At 57.9% G+C, this 24,647-nt stretch carries 22 protein-coding genes; 12 read left to right on the forward strand and 10 right to left on the reverse strand.

All coding sequences use genetic code 11. From position 1 onward, the window contains the following. Positions 1-36: 36 nt before the first annotated feature. The 6 genes from HXO69_RS00185 (at position 37) to HXO69_RS00210 (ending at position 5,837) form a co-directional block, all read left to right on the forward strand. Positions 37-2,835 (forward strand): MMPL family transporter, encoded by a 2,799-nt coding sequence (locus tag HXO69_RS00185; protein ID WP_296544592.1) that lies wholly within the window; start codon positions 37-39, stop codon positions 2,833-2,835. Positions 2,836-2,980: 145 nt separating this feature from the next. Continuing rightward, positions 2,981-3,385, forward strand: coding sequence for a CrcB family protein (locus HXO69_RS00190; RefSeq protein ID WP_296544593.1), 405 nt, complete (start codon positions 2,981-2,983; stop codon positions 3,383-3,385). Further along, entirely contained in the window at positions 3,385-3,837 is a 453-nt protein-coding gene (locus HXO69_RS00195; protein WP_296544594.1) for a CrcB family protein, read from the forward strand. The genes HXO69_RS00190 and HXO69_RS00195 overlap by 1 nt, the downstream gene beginning before the upstream one ends. A gap of 224 nt (positions 3,838-4,061) precedes the next feature. Further along, positions 4,062-4,703 (forward strand): VanZ family protein, encoded by a 642-nt coding sequence (locus HXO69_RS00200; RefSeq protein WP_296544596.1) that lies wholly within the window; start codon positions 4,062-4,064, stop codon positions 4,701-4,703. Between the two features lie 113 nt (positions 4,704-4,816). After that, the gene (locus tag HXO69_RS00205; RefSeq protein ID WP_161799639.1) at positions 4,817-5,362 is read left to right on the forward strand and encodes an ArsR family transcriptional regulator; all 546 of its coding nucleotides are present in this window, start codon (positions 4,817-4,819) and stop codon (positions 5,360-5,362) included. Positions 5,363-5,402: 40 nt separating this feature from the next. Continuing rightward, entirely contained in the window at positions 5,403-5,837 is a 435-nt protein-coding gene (locus tag HXO69_RS00210) for a HEPN domain-containing protein (RefSeq protein ID WP_296544599.1), read from the forward strand. A 167-nt stretch (positions 5,838-6,004) separates the two neighbouring features. Here HXO69_RS00210 and HXO69_RS00215 read toward each other — a convergent pair whose 3' ends face one another. The 3 genes from HXO69_RS00215 to HXO69_RS00225 form a co-directional block, all read right to left on the reverse strand. After that, positions 6,005-7,012 (reverse strand): MIP/aquaporin family protein, encoded by a 1,008-nt coding sequence (locus HXO69_RS00215; RefSeq protein ID WP_296544600.1) that lies wholly within the window; start codon positions 7,010-7,012, stop codon positions 6,005-6,007. Between the two features lie 483 nt (positions 7,013-7,495). Next, positions 7,496-8,725 (reverse strand): acetylornithine deacetylase, encoded by a 1,230-nt coding sequence (gene argE, locus HXO69_RS00220; protein WP_296544601.1) that lies wholly within the window; start codon positions 8,723-8,725, stop codon positions 7,496-7,498. A gap of 132 nt (positions 8,726-8,857) precedes the next feature. Beyond that, on the reverse strand, positions 8,858-9,400 hold the full coding sequence (locus tag HXO69_RS00225) for a flavin reductase family protein (RefSeq protein ID WP_049338626.1): 543 nt from the start codon (positions 9,398-9,400) through the stop codon (positions 8,858-8,860). Positions 9,401-9,793: 393 nt separating this feature from the next. Between HXO69_RS00225 and HXO69_RS00230 the strand changes: the two genes are divergently transcribed. The 5 genes from HXO69_RS00230 to HXO69_RS00250 all read left to right on the forward strand — a co-directional run bounded on the left by HXO69_RS00230 (position 9,794) and on the right by HXO69_RS00250 (position 15,496). Next, positions 9,794-11,797, forward strand: a complete 2,004-nt coding sequence (locus tag HXO69_RS00230) for a DUF6541 family protein (RefSeq protein ID WP_296544602.1) — start codon at positions 9,794-9,796, stop codon at positions 11,795-11,797. A 171-nt stretch (positions 11,798-11,968) separates the two neighbouring features. Next, positions 11,969-12,706 carry a glycosyltransferase family 2 protein gene (locus tag HXO69_RS00235; RefSeq protein WP_012902671.1) on the forward strand — a complete coding sequence of 246 codons (738 nt, stop codon included), beginning with the start codon at positions 11,969-11,971 and terminating at the stop codon, positions 12,704-12,706. Next, positions 12,707-13,084, forward strand: coding sequence for a DUF2304 domain-containing protein (locus tag HXO69_RS00240; RefSeq protein WP_049350241.1), 378 nt, complete (start codon positions 12,707-12,709; stop codon positions 13,082-13,084). It begins immediately after the preceding gene. A gap of 51 nt (positions 13,085-13,135) precedes the next feature. After that, entirely contained in the window at positions 13,136-14,011 is an 876-nt protein-coding gene (locus HXO69_RS00245; RefSeq protein ID WP_105361161.1) for a glycosyltransferase family 2 protein, read from the forward strand. A 117-nt stretch (positions 14,012-14,128) separates the two neighbouring features. Then, the gene (locus tag HXO69_RS00250; RefSeq protein WP_296544605.1) at positions 14,129-15,496 is read left to right on the forward strand and encodes a hypothetical protein; all 1,368 of its coding nucleotides are present in this window, start codon (positions 14,129-14,131) and stop codon (positions 15,494-15,496) included. A gap of 60 nt (positions 15,497-15,556) precedes the next feature. Here the strand turns inward: HXO69_RS00250 and HXO69_RS00255 are convergent, their stop codons facing one another. From HXO69_RS00255 to HXO69_RS00280, 6 genes are all read right to left on the reverse strand, one after another. Next, positions 15,557-16,699, reverse strand: coding sequence for an acyltransferase (locus HXO69_RS00255; RefSeq protein WP_296544607.1), 1,143 nt, complete (start codon positions 16,697-16,699; stop codon positions 15,557-15,559). 139 nt (positions 16,700-16,838) lie between these two features. Continuing rightward, positions 16,839-17,843, reverse strand: a complete 1,005-nt coding sequence (locus tag HXO69_RS00260) for a glycosyltransferase family 2 protein (protein WP_296544609.1) — start codon at positions 17,841-17,843, stop codon at positions 16,839-16,841. Positions 17,844-17,878: 35 nt separating this feature from the next. After that, positions 17,879-18,859, reverse strand: coding sequence for a glycosyltransferase family 2 protein (locus HXO69_RS00265; protein WP_296544611.1), 981 nt, complete (start codon positions 18,857-18,859; stop codon positions 17,879-17,881). Positions 18,860-19,170: 311 nt separating this feature from the next. After that, positions 19,171-19,395: a hypothetical protein gene (locus HXO69_RS00270; RefSeq protein ID WP_005507970.1), complete on the reverse strand. Its 225-nt coding sequence runs from the start codon at positions 19,393-19,395 to the stop codon at positions 19,171-19,173. A 194-nt stretch (positions 19,396-19,589) separates the two neighbouring features. Further along, a complete protein-coding gene (locus HXO69_RS00275) occupies positions 19,590-20,189 on the reverse strand; it encodes a hypothetical protein (RefSeq protein WP_141744460.1) in 600 nt (199 codons plus the stop codon). Positions 20,190-21,219: 1,030 nt separating this feature from the next. Continuing rightward, positions 21,220-21,870, reverse strand: a complete 651-nt coding sequence (locus HXO69_RS00280) for a peptidoglycan amidohydrolase family protein (protein WP_296544614.1) — start codon at positions 21,868-21,870, stop codon at positions 21,220-21,222. 396 nt (positions 21,871-22,266) lie between these two features. Between HXO69_RS00280 and HXO69_RS00285 the strand changes: the two genes are divergently transcribed. Further along, positions 22,267-23,559, forward strand: coding sequence for an MFS transporter (locus HXO69_RS00285; protein ID WP_070846644.1), 1,293 nt, complete (start codon positions 22,267-22,269; stop codon positions 23,557-23,559). 84 nt (positions 23,560-23,643) lie between these two features. On the opposite strand, the gene HXO69_RS00290 is transcribed toward HXO69_RS00285, so the two are convergent. After that, positions 23,644-24,558 carry a shikimate dehydrogenase gene (locus HXO69_RS00290; protein ID WP_070846645.1) on the reverse strand — a complete coding sequence of 305 codons (915 nt, stop codon included), beginning with the start codon at positions 24,556-24,558 and terminating at the stop codon, positions 23,644-23,646. Between the last annotated feature and the right edge of the window lie 89 nt (positions 24,559-24,647).

Here is a 24,647-nt window from a genome sequence, read left to right on the forward strand (position 1 = left end):
AAACTCTTCACTCACTCAACTTCAAAGGAATAATTCATGGCTACATGGCTCTACCGCATCGGTGAAGCCGCCGCCCGCCGTGCCTGGGCTGTCATCCTTGCCTGGGTACTCATCATTGCAGGTGTAGCGGGTGCCTACACCGCGTTCCACGGCAAGCTCAGCAACACCTTCACCATGCCCGGAACGCAGACCCAGCAGCTCTCCGACGAGCTCGCCCAGCGCTTCCCGAGCGCCAACCGCGGCTCCGGCCAGATCATTCTCACCACTGGTGACGGCACGGCCCTCACCGAAGAGCAGAAGCAGGCATTCTCCGCCGCGCTGAACAAGCTCACCACCGAGGTGCCCTCCGTGGACGCGGTCACCGACCCGTTCACCACCACCTCCAAGCTTGTAGAGGCGAAAGCCCAGCTCGACGAGGCACACACCAAGATTGGTGCTGCCCCCTCCCAGATTGAGGACGGTAAAAAGCAGCTGAATGCCGCCGCCTCGCAGATTGAGGACGGCACCAAGCAGATTGCCGACAGCGAGAAGAAGCTCGACGACTCGCAAGCGCAGATTACCGCAGGTCGAAAGCAGCTGGACGAGGCGCAGAAGCAGGTCGACGACGCCCAGGCACAGCTGAAGGATGGCTACGCCCAGGCGGAGGCGGCAGGCTCACCCGCCGAGATGATGGATCAGCTCAACGCCCAGCAGACGCAGCTGACCGAACAGCAGAACGCCCTCAACCAGCAGCGCGACACCCTCGCCGAGAGCCAGAAGCAGGTCGATGCGGGCCGCGCAGAGATTGCTTCCAAGAAGGACGAACTGGCTGAAGGCAAGAAGAAGCTGGACGAGCAGCGCAACCAGCTGCAGAAGACCGAAAGTGAGCTGCCCGCACAGCGTGAGCAGCTGGAGCGTCAGCAGAAGCTGTACGACTTCACCGCAGGCTACCGTATGGTCTCTGAGGATCAGTCCACGGCGATTGCGACCGTGTCGTTCAAGAAGAAGATTTTTGAGGTTCCCTCCGCCGACCTGCAGAAGGTCATGTCCGATATCGAGTTGGCGAACCTGCACGGGGCGACCGTCCAGTTCGACGCGAACCTGAGCGAATCTGCGCTCGGCGGCGGCTCGCACACCGGTGAGGTTGCAGGTATGGTCATCGCCTTCATCGTGCTGATGGTCATGCTCGGCACCCTCGTAGCTGCCGGCCTGCCGATTCTCATGTCCCTGGTGGGCGTGGTGGTGGGTGTGCTCGGCACGCTCTCGCTGTCTTCCATCATTCAGATGAGCTCCACTGCCTACACCTTGGGCCTGATGCTCGGCTTGGCGGTCGGTATCGACTATTCGCTGTTCATCCTGAACCGCTACCGCACGAACCTGCTTGACGGCATGCCGAAGATCCAGGCGATTGCCCTGGCGAACGGTACGAGTGGTAATGCCGTGATTTTTGCGGCAAGCACCGTGATTATTGCGCTGGTTGCGCTGAACGTGACCGGTATTCCCTTCCTGGGCGTGATGGGTAACGCCGCCGCGTTCTGCGTGGTCGTTGCCGCCCTGATTGCGGTCACTCTCACCCCGGCGGTGCTATCCCTGGCGGGCACCAAGATTATGTCGAAGAAGCTGTGGGCTTCCATCGATACCCCGCAGAAGATTGAGGAGCGCCGCGCTCAGGATGCCGAACGCACCGAGAAGCCGAACGGCTGGTTGCGCCTCGTGCTGGCGCGTCCGCTACTGACCCTGGTGGTGGGTACGCTGGCACTGCTGGCGGTTGCCGCCCCCATGTCTCAGATGCGCATGGGCCTGCCGGATGCCTCGAACTACCCCTCCGATAGCGCCGCGTATAAGTCGTACGCGCTGGTCAAGGATAAGTTCGGTGAGGGCATGAGTGCCCCGCTGGTCGCGGTCGCGCACACCCCCGCGAACATGAGCGAGGAGCAGGCTCAGCAGGCGCAGATTGATATTGCTTCCGCGGTGAAGGAGCACGGCGGCGCGAACGTGCAGGCTGTGGTTCCCGGCGGTATGACCGATGACCGTACCCTCATGATTTTCCAGGTGATTCCTGCCCACAGTGCAAGCTCCGTGGAGACTGAAGAGCTCGTCCACGAGTTGCGCGCCGTAACCGTTCCGGTTCAGGGCTCCGAGGCGTCTCTCGGCATTGCGGGTCAGACCAGCGGCAACATTGACGTCTCCGAGGTGCTCGCGCAGAAGCTGCCCCTGTACCTGGGTGTGGTGATGGGCCTGTCCTTCCTGGTGCTGATCCTGGTGTTCCGCTCGATCATGGTTCCGCTGGTTGCCTCGGTGGGCTTCCTCTTCGCGGTGTTGGCGAGCTTCGGTGCCGTGGTGTCGATTTACCAGTTGGGCTTCATGAGTTCCCTCTTCGGTGTGGACCACCCGGGTCCGGTGCTGTCGTTCTTGCCGACCCTGCTCATCGGTATTCTTTTTGGTCTTGCCATGGATTATCAGATGTTCCTGGTGACCGGTATGCGTGAAGCGTACGTGCACGGCAAGGACGCGGCGACCGCCATTGTGAGTGGTTACAACCATGCGGTGCGTGTGGTGGTGGCTGCCGCGATCATCATGATTTCGGTGTTTGGTGGCTTCATCTTTGCCGATTCGACCATGATTCGCCCGATGGGCTTTGGTCTGGCATTCGGCGTGCTCGTGGATGCGTTCATTGTCCGCATGACACTGACCCCGGCGATTATGGCTCTGCTGGGCGATAAGGCGTGGTGGATGCCAAAGTGGCTGGATCGCCTCACCCCGAATATGGATGTTGAGGGCGCCGCACTGAGCGAGAAGATGAGTGAGAAGATTCAGCACGAGCGTGAGTCTGCCGCCGATTCGGGTAACAGCTAAAGCCTGGGTAACCGCTAAAGTATTAGTGTGCGTTTGTGTGCTGTTGTAGCGCACTTTGAAGACTAATACGAGACGAAAGGGCAGGTGCACGGTGATGAAGAACCGCGCGAGTATCCGGCAGAGGATAGAAGGCGTTCTGAACCGTGTGCCTGCCCCTTTTCTTGTCTTTTTGGGTGGCGGTACGGGTGCGCTGTGCCGCGTGTACACCCCCGGCGGCGTGCTGGTGGCGAACCTGCTGGGCTCGTTCACGCTGGGCCTGCTGACGATGGTGTGGAACGCCTACGCGCGCCGTGACGGTGAGGAGCGGATTCACTCGTTCCGCTTGCTCTTTGGCGCGGGCATGATGGGTGGCTACACGACCTATTCGTCGATTGCTGCGGTACTGGCGCAGACGATTTTCCTGCCGTACACGGTGCACGCTCAATATATGGTGCTGGCGATTCTGGTGCTGCTCGTGGGTGGTTTGGTTGCCGCCGCAGTCGGCATGCTGACCGGCCGTTTTTTGGCGTCCCGTCTGGTGCCCGCCCGTGATGCCGAGGAGGGTCGCTAATGTTTTTCGCTCTGATGGTGTTCCTCTGCGGTGGTCTGGGTGCGATGACCCGCTTCTTCCTCGATAAGGCGATGTCGCCTCGCCTGCGCACGGAGTCGTCGATTATTAGCCCGGTGTTCGTCATTAACCTGGTGGGTTCGTTCCTGTACGGTCTGCTGATTTTGCCGGTGTCGAATCCTCGCGCGCTGGGCGTGCACTATAACGCCACGGATCAGGTGGCGTTCTGGTGCACGGTGATTACGACCGGCCTGCTGGGTGGTTTTACGACCTTCTCGACCGCCATGGTGGAGGCGCTGACCGCCCGCGCTGAGGGCAAGATGGTGAGGTTCCTGATGCTCTGGCTGGTGCAGGTTGTGGGTGCGATGGTGGCTGCGATTGCGGGCGCCTTCTTGTTCGTGCTGCTGTTTGGTCGGTATATTGCGCCGGTGTTCCCGCCGGATGTTCTGTACTGATGGCACCGACTGGGGTGGTTTTCATGGCATGCCGGGTGCGTGTACAGCTTTTTCACAGTTTCGCCTAGGGTGAGCCATAGAGCTGTCTTTTACACTGGTGGTGAACAATATGCGGCGGGCGTGAACAGGAACCCGCTATACGCCACCAAGAATATATGTTAGAACGGGCATATATACAGGTGGAGTGCATATAACTCGCTCTCACGACCTAAGGAACACACAGCATGCAGGAACTACTGAATAAACACATGATTGGCACTTTCGCCATTGAGATTGCGGCGCTCACTATCGTGCTCTCCATCATTGGTTTTATTGGTATGCGCCTGCGCGCTAGGAAGACCGGCCGAGCGCACAGCATCCGCCAGTACCTGCTGACCGCCTCCTTCGCGTTGTTCCTCGCCTCGATTCTTTCTTTGACGCTGACCCCGATTGGTAGCGCAAATAGCGTCACGAACCCTGAGCTGTACTACCCGCGTTTCTATGTGGGTTGGAGTTGGCAGCAGGCGTGGAATCTGACTAACGGCATGGGTCTGCGCCGCTTCGCAACCACCGTGTATGCGCAGCTCTTCTTCAATATTGCGATGTTCATCCCCCTGGGTTTCTTCACTGCGGGCTGCCTGCGTTGGGGTCTGCGCGCCACGGCGCTGAGTGGCTTCGCGCTTTCGAGCTTTATTGAGTTGAGTCAGCTGACCGGTAACTGGGGTCTGGCGGGCTTCACTTACCGCACCTTTGATGTGGATGACATTATGAATAACACTGCCGGCGCGGTTCTCGGTGCGGTCTGCATCTGGGTGGTGCGCACGATTCAGAAGCGCCGCCTCGCTAAGCATGACCGGGTGCTGGCAATGGCATCCACTGCGGCCTAGTACCCCTCCAAATCATCAGACGTTTTCATAACATGATTGATATAATTCATGTTATGAAAACGTCTGCTCCCAGCCTCCTTCCCATCTTGCGTAGTGACCTGCAGGGTGAAGTGATGGCATTGCTGTTCTCTCACCCTGAGCAGCAGTACACGGTGTCTCAGATTGCTGATGCGACACGTGCATCGTTACCGACTGTCTCCCGAGAGGTGAATCGTCTGGAACAGTCCGGTCTGGTGACTGTCCAGAATGTTGGTAGGACCCGTATGGTGCAAGCCAAGGTTGATAATCCGGTGGGCCAGGCGATGCGTCAGTTGATCCTGGTAACTTATGGCCCCGTTCCGGTGCTCCGGGATACTTTGCAGGGTGTTTCCAATATTGAGGGTGCCGCTATTTATGGCTCGTGGGCTAGCCGTCGTTCTGGGGTGGCTGGGCACGTGCCGAATGATATTGATGTGTTGGTTGTTGGTTCCCCTTCACGTCAGAAGCTGTATGAGGCTATTGATGATGCTGAGCAGAAGCTTGGCTATGAGGTGAACGTAAAGCGGCTATCTCATGAGGCATGGAACTCGCAGGATGGTTTCGTGCAGACTGTGCGCTCGCGCCCGATGGAGGTTCTCTTTGGGCAGCTGGAGGTGAATGATGTCGACGCTGAAGCCTAATGCCCCGACTCCTGGTCCTTGGACTGTTGGCCGGGAGCGCATGCTTGAGCTGATTAATGCCGGTGAGTTGGAACGGGTTACTGTAAATCGTGAGCATGCTCAAGGTCTGTTGTTGCGTGCTCGTCGGCATCTAAAGACGGCGCATCGTTTGGTAGTTGATGATCCGGAAGGTGCCTATACGCTCCTCTATGATGCTTCGAGGTTGGCGATGACTGCCGCGTTGGCGGTGCAGGGTCTGCGGCCGACTACTCGGGGAGGTCATATTGTGGTGGGTGATGCGTTGCGTGCTCAGCGAGGCCCTCATGATGTGGTGGGTAAGCTGTATTCTCGCTTGCGTCGAACTCGCCATGAGGTTGAGTATCCCGGTTTGGATTATGAGCCTATAGCTGTGGAAGAAGCTGAAGAGGCTTTGGAAGATGCAGAGTATATCGTTCAGGAGATGACTCTTTTTATTCCTAAGCTAGGACCTTTCTAGACGGTATTTTTCGGCACCCCTGAATGAATCTCCTTCCGTGAGGTAGACGCAACGAACCCCTCATTTTCATAACCTGAACAACATAAGTCAGGTTATGAAAATGAGGGGTTCGCCGTTTTTAGATGAAACCCTAGACAGGGAAGTTTAGGGGGCGGGAGTCGGAAAGGCTATTCCTCGTCGGTCACACGGTTCACGACGCGGGTGCTACGGTTTGCCTTCACCTCTTCGGGCAGCAGAATCGGCATGGAACCGGTCGGGGTGTAGGTTGCTGCGCGTGCCGCTGCGGTAGCGTGGGTGTCCTCAAATTCGGGGACGACCTCGGAGCTGGGTGCACGGTACAGGTGGCTGTTAGCCCACCACGCGAAGAGCAGAACCACAACCGCCAGAGCACTGGAAACGAACAGCCACGGGCTGACCTGACCCTCGTAGTAGAGCTTGAAGAACGCGCCACCCATGAAACCACCGGCAATGGGGCCGCAAATCGGAACCCACGCGTAGAACCAGCGCGAGGAACCCTTATCGTGGATGGGCAGCAGGGCGTGCATGAGGCGCGGACCGAAGTCACGGGCGGGGTTCAACGCGTAGCCAGTCTGACCACCCAGACCGATGACGAGCACGGCGACCATGAAGCCGAAGGCGAGGGGCTTGAGTACGTCGTTGAGGTTGAGGGAGAGTTCCACACCGCCGCTGATGGACGGCTTGAAGTTCACGCCGGTGTACAGTGCCGAGAAGACCAGCATGAACGTGCCAATCATTTCGGATAGGGCGTTGGTGAAGTAGTTGTGAATGGCGGGGACGGTACCGAAGATGCCGAGCTTAATCTTCTTGTCGGCGGTTGCCTTCCAGTGCGGCAGGTAGTTGAGGTAGACCAGTCCGGCACCGACCATTGCGCCGAGGACCTGGGCAATGATGTAGCCGGGGACCTTCTCCCAGGGGAACTCGCCGTAGGCTGCCAGGCCGATAGACACGGCGGGGTTGAGGTGGCCGCCGGAGTAGGCGTGGGAGGCGTAGACGCCGAAGGTGACGGCGAAGCCCCAGCCGAAGGCGATGGTGAAGAAGTTGTCGCCGTGGCCTTTGGAGCGGCGGAGTTCGACGTTGGCGATGACGCCGCAGCCGATGGTGCACATGATGAGCGTGCCGAGGAATTCGGCGAGGTAGGGGCTGATGGTGTACACGGGGTGTCCTTCAGGTAGTGAACTGCGGGTGGTGAACCGGGGTTCGACCGGGTGTGCAGTGCCGAGCGTGAGGGAGGTGTGGTTTTGTGTGGGGTTATGCCGCCCGAGTGGCGTGTTTAACCTTTGGCATCTATGGAACCTTGAATACCCCTGGAAGACAATACTTTTGTGTTATTTCACCCTTAGACATAAGCGGTTTTTCGGGTTTTTCGTTTAAAAATAAATGTGGCGAATGAGGGGAAAATCGGGCATAGTCCACACCTTGGACTCGCTCTGTGAACCCGCAGTTGAACCCATAGACAAACTCACGAATAAACCCGCAGTTAAACCAACACTTGAACCCCGCCAACACCACCCGCCATCAGCACAAAAAATGCCCGGGCACCTTCTTGAGGTACCCGGGCATTTTCTGCGATTTTCGCGCGGCTCTTATGAGCCGTCGTGGTCTGGGTTCTACGCCGCTACACGGTTGCTATGTGGCCGCTACTTGGCGCTCGCCCAGTCGAGAATCGCCTCGAAGAAGCGCTCGCATTCGCTCAGCTGCTCCAGCTCAATCCACTCGTTCGGGGAGTGCGCCTGGGCAATATCGCCGGGACCGCAAATGATGCTCTGCACGCCGGCGCGCTGGAACTGGCCCGCCTCGGTGCCGTAGGTGACCTTCTGCGGTGCGTCATTGGTGCCCAGACACTCGTGGGCGAGGTGCACGATGGGTGCGTCGTCCTCGGTACCCAGGCCCGGCACGGCTGCGAGCAGTTCGTGCTTCACACCCACGCGGGAGGTGAGGCTACCGGGCTCTGCACCGGTCAGCTTTTCGGCGCGTGCGGCGCGCGCCTGCAGGTCGGGCAGTATGACCTCCGAAAGTTCGCGGTCAATGCGCTCCACGAAGGATTCGGTGGTCACCTGCGGCAGAGTGCGCACATCGTACTCCACCACAGCCTGCTCGGCGACGATGTTGTACTGCAGGCCGCCGGTTGCCAGGTTCACGCTACCGGTGGAGTGGGGAATGATGAACGACTCGTCGAACGGGCCTTCTTCTTCCCACTGGTCCGCCATGTCGGTGAAGAAGGTGATGAACTCGCCTGCTGCGGCAACCGCGTTCACGCCATGGGTGGCGAGGGAGCCGTGCTTGGGCACGCCGGTGAAGGTGACGCGGCCGCGGTGTGCGCCCTTGTGCGCGTCGATAATGCGCATGCTGGAGGGCTCACCAACAATCGCGTAGTCGGGGGCGAGGTCGCGCGCCACGAACTCCTCGATAAGGGAGGGTGCACCAATGCAACCGATTTCCTCATCGTAGGAGAACGCGAAGTGCAGGGGAGTGCGCAGCTTCGCCTCCGCAACGCGCGGCAACAGCCAAAGCGCCACGGCGAGGAAGCCCTTCATGTCGCACACGCCGCGACCGTAGGCGCGGGTACCCTCCACACGCAGGGTGAAGGGGTCGGCGTCCCAGTCCTGACCGGCGACGGGTACGACGTCCGTGTGGCCGGAGAGAATAACACCGCCGCGGGTGGTGCCGTCCGCTGCGGGGATGGTGACGAGCAGGTTAGCGCGGGTGCCGTCCTCGTTGTAGGTGCGCACGCCGCTGTAGCCGTAGCGGGCGAACTCGGTTTCGAGCAGTTCAATGAGTTCGAGGTTGGAGTTGCCGGAGATGGTGGGAATCGCGATGAGCTTTTCGAGCCAGGGGAGGGATGCGGGCTGGGTAGTCTGAGCCGTCATAACTATTCCTTCTGCGTTGTAATGCTGTGCGCTGTCATGTGCCGCGTGCGCTTGTTATGTTCAGGGTACGCCGCGGGGCGGTATTCGTCGCCTCATGGTCGTCGAATACCGCCCCGTGACCCCTGCGCGGGGTTAGATGCTGTAGTTGTTCACGTTGGAGTGGTCACCCAGCGCGTGGAAGTTGCGCGAGTGGTAGACCAGCGGGGTGCCTTCGCAGTCGTTGCGGATGAACTCTTCAACCTGTGCGGTGAAGACGAGTGCGGGGCCTGCCTCAACGCGGCTGAGCGGGGTTGCGCGCAGTACGCGGCGTACGCCGTGGACGAGGGGCTCGCCGGTGTGGACGAATTCCCAGGTGCTGGGGTCGTCGAAGCGGGGGTAGTCGTGGGTTGCGAAGTTCTTCGCGAGGGTCACATTCTCAGCGTCGAGCATGTGCACGAGGAAGGAGGACGCAGCCGCGATCTTTGCTGCGGAGCCGCTGTTTGCCTTGAGGGAGAAGGCGATAATCGGCGGTTCTGCGGCGACGGAGGTCAGCGAGGAGGCGGTGAAGCCTGCGGGTTCGCCGTTTTCGTCGGTGGCGGTGATGATGGCGACGCCGGCGGGCTGGTGGCCGAAGGCGAGCTTGAACTGCTCGGAGGTGTCGGCGATGGGTGCCTGTGCTGCAATGGTTTCGGTCATGATCGACCCTTTCTTCTGCGGCTGCGTTTAGGGTTCGTCCAGATGTGTATGCGTTGGGCGACCCTTTGTTAAGGGGAGATATGTTTCAGGGTAAAGCTAATGGGTGCTGAACACCTTATTTATTGCCCTATGTTTCTTAGGTGTACCTTTCATGACGCGGGGCGCGAAATATTACGTCATATTCTTCGCCGTTTGGGGGCTTCCGGGAGGTGTTCCACTGGGCACCCCGTGACAGGTTCGGAACGCTTGGTTTTGGGTGCTGTCCCTCTCTCTTCTGCGGGGTTTCGCGGGGGTGAAGAGGCCTCTGGGGTATCCTTGCTAGGTACTCAAAAGCGCTCCGCGCCCCGTATTTGAGGGGTTTTCGGTGCGTGAACTGTGGGGAGACGAGGGTTAATGAGCTGGTTGGCAACTATTCCGCTGCTGCTTTTTGCGGTCGTGTTGGCTTTTGGCCCGGGCTATGCGATGGGCTGGGCGTTGCGTGTTCCTGCACGTCTGCGCGTTTTTTATGCGCCGCTGCTGACTTTTGCCCTGGTGGCTGTCTCTGCGATTGTGTTGGGTAAGACCGGCATTCCGTGGAGCCTGATTTCTTTTGTGCCGGTCGCCGCCGTGATGGTGGCTGCCGCCGCGGGTGTGATGCACCTGGTCGGTCGCCGCTGGCCCGCTCTGACCTCCGTAGAGTGGCCGGTTAACGATGTTCCGGTGGCGTGGCCCGTAGTGGGTGCCGTGTTGGGTGGCTTCTTGGTGACGCATATGACCGAGGATATGGTGTATGGCCCGGAGGCTTTCTCACAGAGCCTGGATAACTCCTTCCACATGAATGCGATTCGCTGGATCCAGGAGCATGGTGACGCGTCGAGCCTGACCCTGGGCGCGGTATCTGCGGCAGACCAGCAACCGGCATTTTACCCGGCGGGTTGGCATGATTTTGTGTCCCTGATTTATAGCACTACGGGTACGAGCATTGCGACTGCCACCATCGTGACCGTGTTACTGGCCTCCGGCATTTTGTGGCCCTGCTCGCTGGTGGCTCTAAGCCTGAGCATCCCGAAGCTGCGTCGCCTGCAGGCGTTGGCAATCCCTGCGCTGACCTGTGGTTTTGCCGCCTTCCCCGGTCTGTTGTTGCGCTGGGGTGTGCTCTTCCCGAACCTGCTGGGCTATGCCCTGCTACCTTCATTTGTGGCACTCATGGTATGCCTGGTGCAGGTGATGGTGCGCGGCGAGTACGCAGCTCTGCTTTCCCTGTGTCTTGCCGCCCTGGTGGGTGTCGCGGGTCTAGCGCTTGTGCATCCGAACGCGGTGGTGTCTGCTGTGGTCTTTGCTCTGCCGCTGGTGCTGGCCGGGGTGGCGTGGGTAGTGCGCTCGCGCGAGCTGACCTCTCGCCAGAAGTGGGTGGGATCCGCTCTGCTCGGGCTGGTAATTCTTGGGTGTGTGGGTGCCTGGTGGTTCCTGCGTCCCGGCGCATCTGCCAGCAACACGTGGGAGCCTATGCTCACCGAGGGTGAGGCGCTCTACCAGTTCCTCTTCCTGGGCTTGGAGAACGCCAATCAGTTGAGAGATACATTCAACCCCTCGTATCTGGCCGGTTTCCTGGCTCTGTGGGGCGCGGGGTACCTACTGTACAAGCGCCGTAACCTGTGGCTGATTGCCAGCTGGGTGCTGATTGGTTACCTATGGATTGTATCCGCCTCGGTGCCGCGCGGCGAGTTCCGTCTGCTGATGGTGGGCCCCTGGTACACCGACCACTTCCGCCTGGCGGCGCTGGTGGTATTCCCCTCGGTGATTATGGCGGGTATCGGCCTGGGCGGCTTTGTCGAGGGTCTACTCACCTGGGTGGTGCGTCGGGTTCCGCGCGCAGCGCGCCTGAAGGTGGCGACGGCCGGTATAGGCGTTGCCACGGTGCTCGTGCTGGTGATTGCGGGCCTATCCTCGCGTGTACCCTCGGTACAGGAGACAACTCTGGCGGTATCGCAGGAATACCGAGTGACCCCGACCTCTGTGGTTCTGAATCAGGATGAGATGAACGTTATTAATGAAATCCCGAAGATTGTGCCGAAGGGCGATGTGATCGTGAACAACCCCTGGGACGGTAGCGCCTATATTTACGCGCTGGCAGATCGTCACCTGACGGGATACCACTTCGAGTTTGAGACCTCACCCAAGTACTCGGCGATTATGCATAACCTCAAGGACGCTCGTACAAATCCGGAGGTGTGCCGCGAAGTGAACGAGTACAAGGCCCACTGGTATGTTCACCTGGAGAACCAGTTGAACTTCGGCCCAGACGCACAGAAAAACTACGACGGCCTTGTGGCTGCTATCGACACGGACGTGCTGACCCCGGTGTACTCCTCGGGTCCGATGACGCTGTATCGCATTAGCGCTTGCGATAATAACTAGTATCTGGCACTTTTGGGTTGCCTGAAGTATCGCGGGGGTGGCGTGGAGACTAGGCCACCCCCGCGGTGCTACTTCGAGCGTCGTTAAGAGAGTGCTGATAAGATGTAAAACCGGTATGCCTTTGTGCGCATACTAGCTTCCGTATGCCATATACACAAGAGATAGCACCGCATGGAATCAGAGACTTTTAAGCAGACCCCTCGACCCCTCATCATTATGCCCGCGTGGAATGAAGAGGAAGTTATTGGGGGCACAATTGAAGAACTTTTCCGCATGATGCCTGAGGTCGATCTGGTGGTCGTCAATGATGGATCCACCGACCGCACCTCTGAGATTGCGCGCGCTACCGGCGCTTTCGTGATTGATCTTCCCTACAACATGGGTATCGGTGGCGCTTTGCGCACCGGTTACAAGTATGCTCGCCAAGCCGGATATGATTGCGCGATTCAGGTTGATGCTGATGGCCAGCATGACCCGAAGGGTATCCGCACTGTGCTTGCTGGCCTGGAGGATGTCAACATCTCGATCGGTTCCCGCTTTGCTGAGGCGACGAACTATAAGGTGTCTGGTCCGCGCAAGTGGGCGATGGTGGTTCTGGCCCGTATGTTTACGATGATTTCAGGCGAGAAGTTCACCGACGCCACCTCCGGCTTCCGTGCGGCAGACCGCAAGGCGATTGAGCAGTATTGCGAGCATCTACCTGCTGAGTATCTGGGTGACTGTATCGACGCCTGCGTGATGGCGATTCGTTCTGGCTTGACTGTAAAACAGGTGCCGGTTGAGATGCGTGAGCGTCAGGGCGGTACTCCTTCTTCAAGCCCGTGGAAGTCTGCGGTGTACCTGGTTCGTTCTTTCTTCTCGTTTGGCATGTCGATGACTCGCCAGAAAACGAATGTGGGGTCTAAGTAAATGAGCGCAAATATTTTCTTCCTTCTCATCGTTGTGGTGATGGAGGTTCTCGTTCTGGCGCAGGTACGCAACCAGAAGATGAAGGAAAAGTACGCCGCACTGTGGCTTATTGTTGGCGTCATCATGATTGTGCTAGCGCTTTTCCCGAAGCTTTTGGATTCCCTCTCGCGTCTGGTGGGTATTGAGACCCCGGTCAACCTGCTGTTCCTACTGGCGATTATTATGCTGATGGGTATTAGCTTGCACTTGACCCTGGCTATCTCGAAGATTACGGATGATATGCGTACCCTCGCTGAAGAAGTGGCGATTATGAAGGCTCTTCAGCGTCAGCCACAGGGCGCTTCCCGCGCTACGGAGCGAGAGCAGAAGAAGCCCTAAAGCCCCTGATTTTTATACGTTTCTACACGTTTGAGCTTGGAGTAATACCTCATGACCGTTGATATTCTGTTCCCCTACTACGGCGACGTTGCCATGATGAAGCAGGCTGTGCTGTCTGTGGTCGGTCAGACCAACCCGGACTGGCGCATGATTGTTGTTGATGACGGCTACCCGGATGATTCGATTCCCGGCTGGTTCGAGTCGTTGAAGGATGAGCGCATCACCTACATGCGTAACGAGAAGAACTTGGGCGCGAACGGTAATTACCGTAAGTGCTTGACCTTCGTAGAGAATGACCTGGTCACCGTCATGGGTGCTGATGATGTCATGCTCCCCAACTATGTGCAGTGGCTGGTGGATTCGGCGGCGAAGCACCCTGAGGCATCCATTTTCCAGCCCGGCGTGGTCGTGATTGATGAGAACAACGGCCTGTCGAACACTCTGGTGGAGCAGACTAAGGCGTTCTACCGTCCCAAGGGTGAGGCTGTTCTGCAGGGTGAGGAGCTGGCTACCTCCCTGCTGCGCGGCGCGTGGTTCTACTTCCCGTCCTTGGGTTGGCGTAAGGACGCCATCGTGGGCACCGGCTTCCGTGAGGGCCTGAACGTTGTGCAGGACATGGCGCTGATTCTGGACATTACGATGCGTGGCGGCTCCCTGTACTACGATCCGCAGGTTGCGTTCATGTACCGTCGTCACGGTGGTTCTGACTCGTCCTGGCGTGCCCTGGAGGGTACCCGCTTTGATGAGGAGCGCCGCTACATGAACACTATTGCTGATGAGATGGCGGCTCTGGGCTGGTCGAAGGCTGCCCGCGTGGCCCGTATCCGTTTCTCCTCGCGTGCTCACGCGCTGACTCTGCTGCCGAAGGCAGCCCTGGCGAAGAAGTGGCAGGGTGTTAAGAACCTTGCCGAGCATGTGGTGAAGTAAACCTATATTTGTGTGCGGTGCGTCGTACATCCTGCGGTGGATGTGCGGCGCATCTGCGTATGTAATGATGGTCTGTGTTAGCGGCTAGTGTTGGCGGCTAGGAACGAGGAGGACACCGTGGAAGCCCAAGATACTGTAGGAGCCCAGGACGCCGTTGAGGCTCAGCCTTCGGGCACGGTCACCCGCTACCAGTCCCTGGCGCTTTTGGGTTCGTCCCTGTTGGCGGCGGTCTCCACGCTGGTGGTGACGATGATTGCTCAGCGTGCCCTGAATGGTTCGGAGCTGACGGAGTTCCTGCTGTTCTGGGCGGCGCTTTTCACTGTGACGGGTATTATCACGGGTATTCAGCCGGAGATTACGCGCGCGGTGGGTACGGCACGCACCCGTGCTGTAGCTGACAGGGCTTTAGCTAACAGGGCTGCATCCGGCGGGGCTGCATCTGCTGAGGGTTCCGCGCCGCAGGGCGCCCGCGTGGTTACGGTGACCGCGGCTCTGGGTGCTATCGCCGGTGCGTTGGTGTTGGTGAGCTCCCCTCTGTGGGCGGGCCAGCAGATTCCGTATTCGGCGGCGGTGGGCGTGACCGTCATGGCGGTGGGTGTGTTCCTCTACGCCCTGCAGGCGACCATGAGCGGTGTGACCGCCGGTGAGGACCGCTGGTACCTTTTCGCGGCGGTGGGCGGTCTGGAATCTGCCGGGCGCCTCATCCTCATGCTTGCGGCTGCGCTCATGATTCCTTCCCTTGCCGGTCTTGAGGTGGCAACCGTCGTGCCGATGGGCCTGTGGCTCATCCTGGCGTTCGTGACCGTTTCGGGTCGCCGCCTGTGGGTTGCCCGCGCCGATGTGCCCGCGGGTCGCCTGACGACCAATATCCTCTGGTCGTTCCTGTCCTCTGCCGCCGCGGCGGTGCTGATGATGGGCTTCCCGAACGTGCTGAAGGCAAGCGGCGCCGCGGAGAGCGAACCGGTCGTGCTGGGCACCCTGATCCTGGCGATTTCCATTACCCGTTCGCCGATTATGATTCCCCTGCAGGCGTTCCAGGGTGTGGCGGTTTCTGCCTTCTTGAAGCAGCGTCACCGCCCCGTGGCGGCGTTCATTAAGCCTGCCGCCGCAGTGGTGGCTGTGGGTGCTGTGGGCGCGTTGGCGGCGTACCTGGTGGGCCCGCTGCTCTTCCGCCTGATTTACCCGCCCGCCGCAGGCGCAGAGTCCGCGTACGAGGCGGCAGCCTCCGGTATCACTCTGGGTGCGCTGGTGTTCGCCTCCGCGCTACTGGCGCTCATGACCCTCTCGGGCAATATGGCGCTCGCGGTGAACCAGCACCGCATCTACCTTGCCGGTTGGGTGGTTGCCGCGGCGGTGACCTTGAGCTTGGCGTTCCTGGTCCCCGCGTCGCTGGTACCGCGCGCTATCGTGGCGCTGGCGGTTGGCCCGGTCTGCGGCTTCGTGGTGCACATGGTGGGTGTATCTGTCACCGCCCCCAAAGGATAATCCTGCATTAAGAATGCCCCTCGGCTGACATTCAGCGGAGGGGCATTCTCTGCGTAGCGGCTAGGTTGCAGACTGGACTGTAGGCTTCTTACCCGAAACCAAAGGGTTACGGCCGAGAGCCATGGCCCGCTTCTCAACAAAGGTCCAAGAAAGCCATGCTAGGCCGAAGGTGATGATGGCGTCGAGGATGATATTAACCGAGATTCCGAGGGAAACGCTTCCCAGGAGTACAAGAATCTGTTGTACCGGCCAGGCGTAGATATACACGCCGTAAGAGATATCGTTGGTTTGCCCCAGAGGAACGTTAAGACAGGTGCCCAGGGCAATAATTCCGAAGGCCAAAACAATCTGAGTCCACTGCATAATGTTGGCGTGAGGAACGAGCCAGGTGAAGTAGAACCCGGCGAGAGTACAAATTGTAGCCAGGAGCGGAGTGATTACCGGACGGAGCGTGATACGGTGGCTCACGAGGTAGAGTAGAGCCCCGGCAAAAAAGAAGGGGTAGAGGCGTGCTGAAGCCTTGAGGTTTCTAGGATCAAGGCCCAGCGCCCAGGTCATCCAATCGTAGCCAAGTACCTGAATGAGTACGTAGTAGCTGAGGCTCACAAGGTAAGCGAGAGGAATAAAAACCTTTAGGTGCCGGCGAATGAACGGAAGATAGAAGATGGGGAGAAGTAAAAGGTAGCAGAAGAACTCGTATTCTAGCGTCCATGCTGAACCGTTCCATGAAGGGGAGGTAAACGGCACGTCGGCCGGTCCGTTAAAGAGTCCGTACTGCAATTGGGAGAGATCCCAATTGTTGCGGAAGTATAAGATGGCGTTGGGGATGTCCCAACCCATGGGGGCGTGGCCTGTGAGGACGGAGAGCGTTCCACCAATGAAAATTACGAAAAGGATGGAGACCCAGTAACCGGGGAAAATACGCAAGATACGCTTCACCAGATATGATCCCGCGGAGCTCCGGTAGGCGCTGTGCGCAATTAAAAATCCCGAGATGGCGAAGAATGCATTGACTGCAAAATCGCCAAAGACATAGAACTCTTTCCACAGGGGGTTTTCATCAACCTTTACACCCGCCACAATGTAGGGCGTGTGGGAGAAAATCACAAAGGTCGCGAGGACTAGGCGAATGAAGTTAAGAGAATTTGGCCGCTCAAAAACGGCGGAATAGAGGGACGGATACTCCGGTGCTGTATGTGCCATAAGTTTCTAGGGGATATGTGGATGAATATGCAATGTGAGTGCAGCGTTGGGTTAGCGCAGAGATAAAACCGAGAGTGAGAATCCCCGTGCTTTGTTCCAGCAGATATATGACTAACGCTTAACGTCAAAGTGTCTGGGATTAGAGGTTGTAAACCCGTTTAATGTAAGCGCCGTAGAGCCTGCGGTAGAGCGCCGGGCTGACCTTGAGGAGCAGGCCCGCAGCGCCAAAGACGGGGCGGCGGCGCAGGGCGAGGAGCGTATCGCCGAAGCTGAAACCGGCACGGCAACCCGCCAGCACAGCCGGCGCGCTTTCACCGCCCACAATCAGCGCCTGCTGCGCGTTATTCAGGTACGCAATAACCCGGGCAATCGTCAGCGCCTCCTGACCGGCAGACAGATGATACGTACTCGTACGCTGAAGGGATTTCGCGAAGTAGTCAAGAAGGCGACGGGTCTCAGACAAAGGAGTAATACGGCTCCAGGTCAGGCTTCCCGCACTCACAGCGTAAGCGTACAGCGGCTCATTGATGACGGTCACGCTCTGCGCTCGCAGGTAGCAGTCCAACAGCGCGCACTCATCCTCTGCTCGTTCAATCTGGGGGTATCGGACGTCCTCAAATAGTTCACGGCGAATGATCTTATCCCAGGCGTAAGGAGACAGCTGGTCCTTAAGCAGGGCGAACGCCGCTTCCTGGCCGGTCAGCGTGCCGGGGGCGCCCTTGAGGCGCTGGGTGGTTGAACCGTCGGTCGCCACCATGTTGTGGGCGCAATTGACCACCTGCGCACCAGTACGCTCGGCGTGGTAGTGCAGGCGCTCCAGGAAGGTCGGGTAGAGAGTATCGTCAGAATCGGGGAAAGTCACCCACTCGCCGCGTGCCTCATCCAGGCCCTGGTTACGCATCGCGGACAGGCCCTGATTCTTGGGGTTATTGAACACGCGCACGCGCTCATCCGGGTTCTGCTGCAGATACTCGGCAATCAGTTGCGCCGAATTATCTGGGGAGCCGTCAATCATAATGAGTAGCTCAAAATCAGGATCCGACTGATTAAGAACCGACTCGATGGCTTTAACCACGGTGTTTGCGGTCTTGTAGACCGGCATAATGATGCTGGTACGGGGGACAGTTTGAGAGGTAGGAGGCATGGGGGCTTAACCTTCGTAGAAGTGATGGGAACGGGCTACATGCCGTAGGTGCGCTTAATATATGCCCGATAGATGGGGTAGTAGATTGCGGGGGAATACTTAAAGAGCGCACCCGCAAATCCGTAGACGGAACCAGAGGACATTGCAAGGTATAGGGTACGGGGTGTAATTTCTTGGCGGCAACGATGTAAGAATTCTTTACCCCCGGGAGGGTTCTGTCGCAGGATGCTGTTACCGCTGTTCACAAAATTGATGATGCGCGAGATGGCAAGCGCGGTCCGGACCTTCTTGCTGGCGTGGGGGGCATCTACCGTTACATCCACGTAATCCATGAAGGCGACTAGATCCTCGAAAGGAGGAGTTGAACCCCAGGTGATAGATTCGGGGTTAACGGAGTAGAGATTCAGGGAATCGGGGATAACCTTCAGCGCGCGGGCTACGGTGCAAGTTGCGATGCTGTATCCGGCGTCTTCCACTCGGTTAAAGAGAGGGAATCGGATATCTTTGAGAGGGGCACGACGGAAAATTTTGTCCCATGCGAAGGGCGCGATACGGCTGCTAAGAACCCGTGCCAGCGCGTCATCACCGCTAAAGGTACCGGCCTCACCCATGAGGCGGTACTGGGTTGATCCGTCTGGGTAGTAGATGTCGTGGGCACAACCAACGATATCAACGTCATCGGTTGCGGCGGCGTGCATAGTTTCAAGGAAATTAGGTTTGTACGCATCATCAGAGTCGAGGTAGGCGAGCCATTCACCGTTTGCGTGGCTGATTCCGACATTGCGTGCGCCGGCCAGCCCAAGATTCTTTTCGTTGACGTGGTACGAGATGCGTGAGTCCTGGAGCTTCTGGAGGTACTCCTGAATTACCCGGTGAGAATCATCCGGGCTTTGATCGTTGATGATGATGAGTTCAAAGTCCGGGTCGGTTTGAGAGAGTACGGAGTCGATAGCCCGAACTACAGTGTTTGCGGTGTTATAGACCGGCATGATAATGCTGGTGCGGGGTGACGGCATAGTACCTCTTCGGAATGCGGCTGCTGGAACTTATACAGGTACATCATACGGTGGGGGCGGTGGGGAATCGAAATATGTTCCACCGCCCCCACGATATATGACGGACCTACTGGTGGGGAGGAATATGCGTAGTATTGTGGGGCTTGCGAGTATGGTCGGTGTTAGCCCAAGCCATCCACAAACCCCAGAGGGCTATCGCTAGACCAGCCCACACACTTGCCTGCTCCTGCGTAAGGATTCCGTAGGTCTGCAGGACGGCAGTGGTAGCCGGAATAACCGCGTATAGCTGCTTACGCCATCCTGGACGGTGTCTAAGCATGGCGCTTTGACTTTGCGAGCTTCTCGATATCTTCAATACGCTTAGCAATGAGAATCACCTGATGATCGAACCATTCCACAACGGTTCGAGTGTTGACAGTAGCGTTGCCAAATTTAGCAACCGCAAGATTACCTTCTCGAACAAAAGGCTCGTTGTACACATCGGTTAGGGCTCGATGCGCTGCGCGGTAGGCGGATGCTTCAGAAATAGGTGCCATGATAATCTCCTTGGCGGTTGGGCGGCTATGATAGCCGCGGTTTAACAGAAAACCCCGCCGGGATAAACCCGACGGGGTGAACTACAGCAGTGAAATAACAGCTTCATGCGGTAGTTTTATCTGCCCGGGAAAATGATGTAATCCTACTGGAACGGTTACCTATTTTCACAGGCAGAAGTTTAATGGGGACGATATTAGTCCTGGCTATGAAGTAGCAGGGCTAGGGCCTTCATGCTTTCTAGCCCTTCCCACACAGCAGAGCAAGAACGACAAGATGCCCTTTCAGTGGTGTAATACAGTGCGGATCGGCGTATTGATGTTGAACCGTCGCAGCTTGTTTTCATGACTTCCTGCTCCCCGCAGTTAGGACAAAATCCCTGCAAATCATGACTGGGATGGCGCAACGCAACAATGGCCCGAATCCAACTGGTCGTTGTTGCCAACGCCTCATCATGAAGCTCCTGATGTAGGTGATTGCGAATCCACGCAGAAACCTGATTTTTCAGTGGCGCACCTGGGAATGAGGGCATAACAACGGAACGAATAGACTCTTGAACTTCTAACGCATTAGCAGAAATAGGTATGCGACATCCAAAGCGGCTGGCGCTAGATGCTCCTCCGGTACGTGAACCACCGGCGACATAATCTGCCAACTCGTCCAATAATGCCTGGTGGCGTGGAATACGGAACTTTGCGCGGTGCAGACATTGACGGTCTGCGTCCTTCACTGGCGTGCCCACGGTTAGAGCGATTAGATGCTGCTGCAGTTGCTCGCCAGACGAAATGGTAGCCATATGATGTAGCCTCTCTGCTAAATGAGTGAATTATTGATATCCGCTACAGTGCGGAAGGTGTGTGAACCATAGTGTTGGCTCTACAAAGAGTTGCCCTGCTTCTGCTTCTTGGCAGCGAAGTTGAAGCATGTGACAGGCGTTTTCTCCGTGCGTGTAGGAATGATGCTAAACCAGCATCATGAACGGCCCATTCATCCTGTCCGCTCTTCTTGCCGATTGGAGCTTCAGTATCCTGGTGCGCATTCTGTCGCTTCAGTTGCCGGTAGTGCTTGCGGCACAAAGGATGCCCGGCATGTCGAGAATCCGCATCTATTGGCTTCTCGCAACGCGTGCAATGAGAAAGCGGAAGAAAAAGAACCGGATTTGCTCGCGAAGGGTAAATTCGCTGCTTTGAAGTTCGTCGAGCTCTAGGATTGACAGGAAGATAGACCCGCGGTGAATCAAGAGGAACGGTACCTTCTGGCGCGTGGATACATGCACGGCAGATGGAATAGATGGGATTCCACTGATTCTCTATTACGAGCGGTTGCCCGTAGTTCTCCGGGCGTACACTACTTGCCGGTAGAGAGAGACCTGCCGTACGCCAACACCGAGGGCATATTGAACGCCCCTGCATTAGATAGGGACTATCGTGCGTCTGTATAGCACGGCGCCGCGCCTGGCAGGTGCGGCAGTCCTCTCTATAGGAACTGGTTGGCTCCCTGCATCCTGCGCAGGGACGGGGTAGGTGTTTCATGGTTTCTCCTGAATACTATGACTAGTCAAAAGAGTAAACAGATACTTTTCAATGTTCTAAATCGCCCTTTAATATTTAGGTTAGGGGGGGGGGTGTACTTGAAGGTAGATGAGGCTATTTAATCCGTAAATCAACTTATATTGGTTTATTTATCGATAAATATTCATTAGGTGAAATTTTGTAATTTATTGAATGCGTTATATTTAAAGTTTTATAGGTGTTTGGGGTAGGGCCTAGAGACCCTACCTCAAACACCCTGATGGTTATCTCTTTTGTTCCAGTAGATAAATCTAACTAGAGCGCACGCACGGCTTTTTCTGCCTCGTCGAGACGCTGCTGAAGGTACAACATGGAGTTGTCGAACCAGTGAATCACGCCGCGCAGGCCAGTGAGGCGGTTGCCGAATGCCTTTTCTGCGAGCTCTCCCTTGCGGATGAAACCTTCATCATAGATTGCATTCATCGCATTCTTAGCTGCGCGATAGATAACCTCTTCTTCGTTCACTTCTGCAGGGGGACGATAAATCGTGATTGCAGGAGAACCGTTATACACCCAAATCGTGTCGTGCGGATTGATGGAAATGCCATTGTGGCCAGCGTTGCAATGGATAATCGTGTCGTGGTCATCATAGAAAATGCCGGTGTGACCAGCTGCGCCGTTGGTGTATCCACGGCGACCCCAAATAAACACGTCGCCACGTCGTGCCGGGTAATTACCCGATGCATCCGGTCGAACCTGAGTCCAGCCGTTACTCTCCAAATCGCGGAAAAGCGTTTCGGTATTACCAATAGCAATATTCTGCGGGAGCAGGCCAGCATCTCGCAGTGCAAAGTAAACCGCAGATGAGCAGTCATAAGAATGCGGGCCAGTTCGATAATTCATCGAATAGGTCACCTTGCCCTTACGCTGCTCCATCCATGCAATCGCCTGATCAATCTTGGACATAATAAAATCCTTTCGGAAAGGCAGTAGCCCCGCACTATGAACCTCCCGGGAAGTCCATAGTTCGGGGCTACCGCAAATGAATTGGACACTAAAAACGCCGACCAGCTTTGTCCTGGTCGGCGTGACTGCTCGGTAGGCACACTCCTGCCGAGGTGATATCCACTTTACGTGGGTTGGGGTGCGAAAGTCCTGTCGCGTATTTTTGAAATTAAAAATTTCTTTATTGTTCACTCGGTCTCCGTGTTTCTACCTACTTCAAACCCTGGGAACTTAGGTAACCCTATGGAAAACGGGCGGTGCGCTCCCTACACTGGAAGGGCACATTGACAGACCGCGCGGGCCGCCCACACCGCGGCCCCGCCCCTCCCAACGGGTACACCACCGAAGGAGCCACCCATGAGCCGACGCACCGACGCGCCCGCCCGATCACCACGACGAGCCGCCCTCGCCAGCTGGATAGGCTCCGCCCTCGAATACTACGACTTCGCCGTCTACGGCACCGCCGCGGCAATCGTACTCAACCGCATCTTCTTCCCCGAAGACACCGCCGCCATCGGCATCCTCAAGTCCATGGTGGTTGTGGGCGTCGCCTACGTTGTGCGACCCTTTGGCGCCATGATTGTTGGGCCCCTCGGTGACCGTTACGGCCGCCGATTCGTCCTGATGCTCACCCTCTTCCTGATGGGCTTTGCAACCTTCGCAATCGGTTGCCTGCCGACCTATAGCGAGGCGGGTATTATCGCGCCGATTCTGCTGGTCGCCTGCCGTATGCTTCAGGGCCTCTCCGCCGCCGGTGAGCAGGCAAGCTCCATCTCCATCTCCCTGGAGCACGCCCACGAACACCAGCGCGCCTTCACGACCAGCTGGACCCTGCAGGGCACCCAGTTCGGCTCGCTACTGGCGACCGCCGTGTTCATTCCCTTCGCTGCCCTGCCGGACGAGCACCTGCTCACCTGGGGCTGGCGCGTACCCTTCTGGCTCTCCGCCTTCGTGGTGGTGACCGCCTGGCTGATTCGCCGCACCCTCTCTGAACCGCCCGCCTACCTGCAGCGCGAAAAGCTCACCGAGTCCCCGCTCATGCTGGTCTTCAAGCACCACAAGCGTGCCGTACTCACCATCGCCGTGTGTGCCATGGTCAACACCGTGAACATGGTCTTCACGACCTTCGCGCTGTCCTTCGCCACGAAGGGTTACGGGCTCGACCGCAGCACTATGCTGCTGGTGCCGGTCGCCTCGAATACTCTCGGCCTGATTGCGATTCCGCTTGCCGCCATGCTCGCCGATAAGATTGGCCGCAAGCCCGTTTTCATTACTGGTGCGGTGGCTTCTTCCCTAGTGATGTTCCCGTACCTCGGCGCGATTGCCGAGGGTAACTGGGTTGGTATCTTCGCCTACGGCGTGCTCATGCACGGTGCGCTCTACTCCATGGCGAACGGCGTGTGGCCCGCCTTCTACGCGGAGATGTTCCCGACCCGCGTGCGCGTGACCGGCCTGGCGCTCGGTACCCAGATTGGCTTCGCGATTTCTGGAGGCGTCGCCCCCGCCGTGGCGACGAGCCTCGCCGGTGCTGACCTGCATAATGCAGTGCTGCCCGCCGTGTTCACGGTTGCCATGTGCGTGCTCGTGGCGTTGGGTGCGCTGACGGCTCGTGAGGGTTACAAAAAGACCCTGGATGAGCTGGATGCATAGCCCACAGAATATATTCCGTATATAGAATAAAAGCAGGTGGGGCTGGATAGTTAGCTATCCAGCCCCACCTCCGTGTTTAATTTTCTAAACCCCTTGCTGTGCCGCAATCAGCGCCTCAAAATGAGCTGCCATGCGCTCTGCATTTGGTTCTAACTCGGTGAAGAGGCGGAAGGCATCCACCGCCTGACCGACCGCCATGTAGCCGCCCGTTAGCACCTCGCACCCGGCGGCACGCGCTACCTGTACCAGCTGTGTTTCCTGCGGCAGGTAGATGACGTCCGCAACCCACAGGCCCTCGCGCAGCACCCCGGCATCCAGTGCCGAATCGCTCAACGGCATACCCGGATGCACGTGCATACCCACCGGGGTCGCATTCACCAAACCCTGAGCTTCCAGTAGAGCTTCAATGAGGCGCTCATCCTCGGTTAGTACCTCGATTCGGGTCTGGGGGAAGAGCCCACCCAGCTGCTCCGCCAGCCCCTGCGCCTTCGCCGCGTCACGCTCGAAGAGGCTCAGGTGGTGCACCCCCAGGCGGCACAGCGCGTACGCCGTGGCGCTACCGGCACCGCCGGCACCTAGCTGCACCACGTGCTCCATGCGAGCCGGATCCTCCGCCACCTGCGGCAGGCCGCGCTTCAGCCCCGCGATGAACCCCGAATAGTCCGTGTTGTCGCCGTAGAAGCTGCCGTCCTCGCGAATCACCACGCAATTGACCGCGCCCAGGGCGCGTGCCGCATCCGAGAGCTCGTGCAGGTGCTCCATGACGGACTGCTTGCACGGGTGCGTGATGTTGAAAGCGTTAAAACCGAGCAGTGCCGCCGCATCCAGAAGCGCTGGGGCGGAGGCGCCGTCCAGGTTCAGGGCGTCCAGGTCGACGGGGCGGTACAGGTAGCGCACCCCGTGCGCGTCCGCCTCCGCCTCGTGCATGGGAGGGGTCAGTGAGGAGGTGATGCCGTCACCAATGAGACCCACCAGGAAAGATTCAGTACGCAAACTCATAGTTTCACTGTACGTGTCCACCCCTCAAGATGCACCTACTTTCTTGAACCCGTACCAAATGCGCGCTGGATTTGGGAAGAAGATAAAAA

The sequence above is a fragment of the Rothia sp. (in: high G+C Gram-positive bacteria) genome (genome assembly GCF_015265375.1).
Classification (GTDB): Bacteria; Actinomycetota; Actinomycetes; order Actinomycetales; family Micrococcaceae; genus Rothia.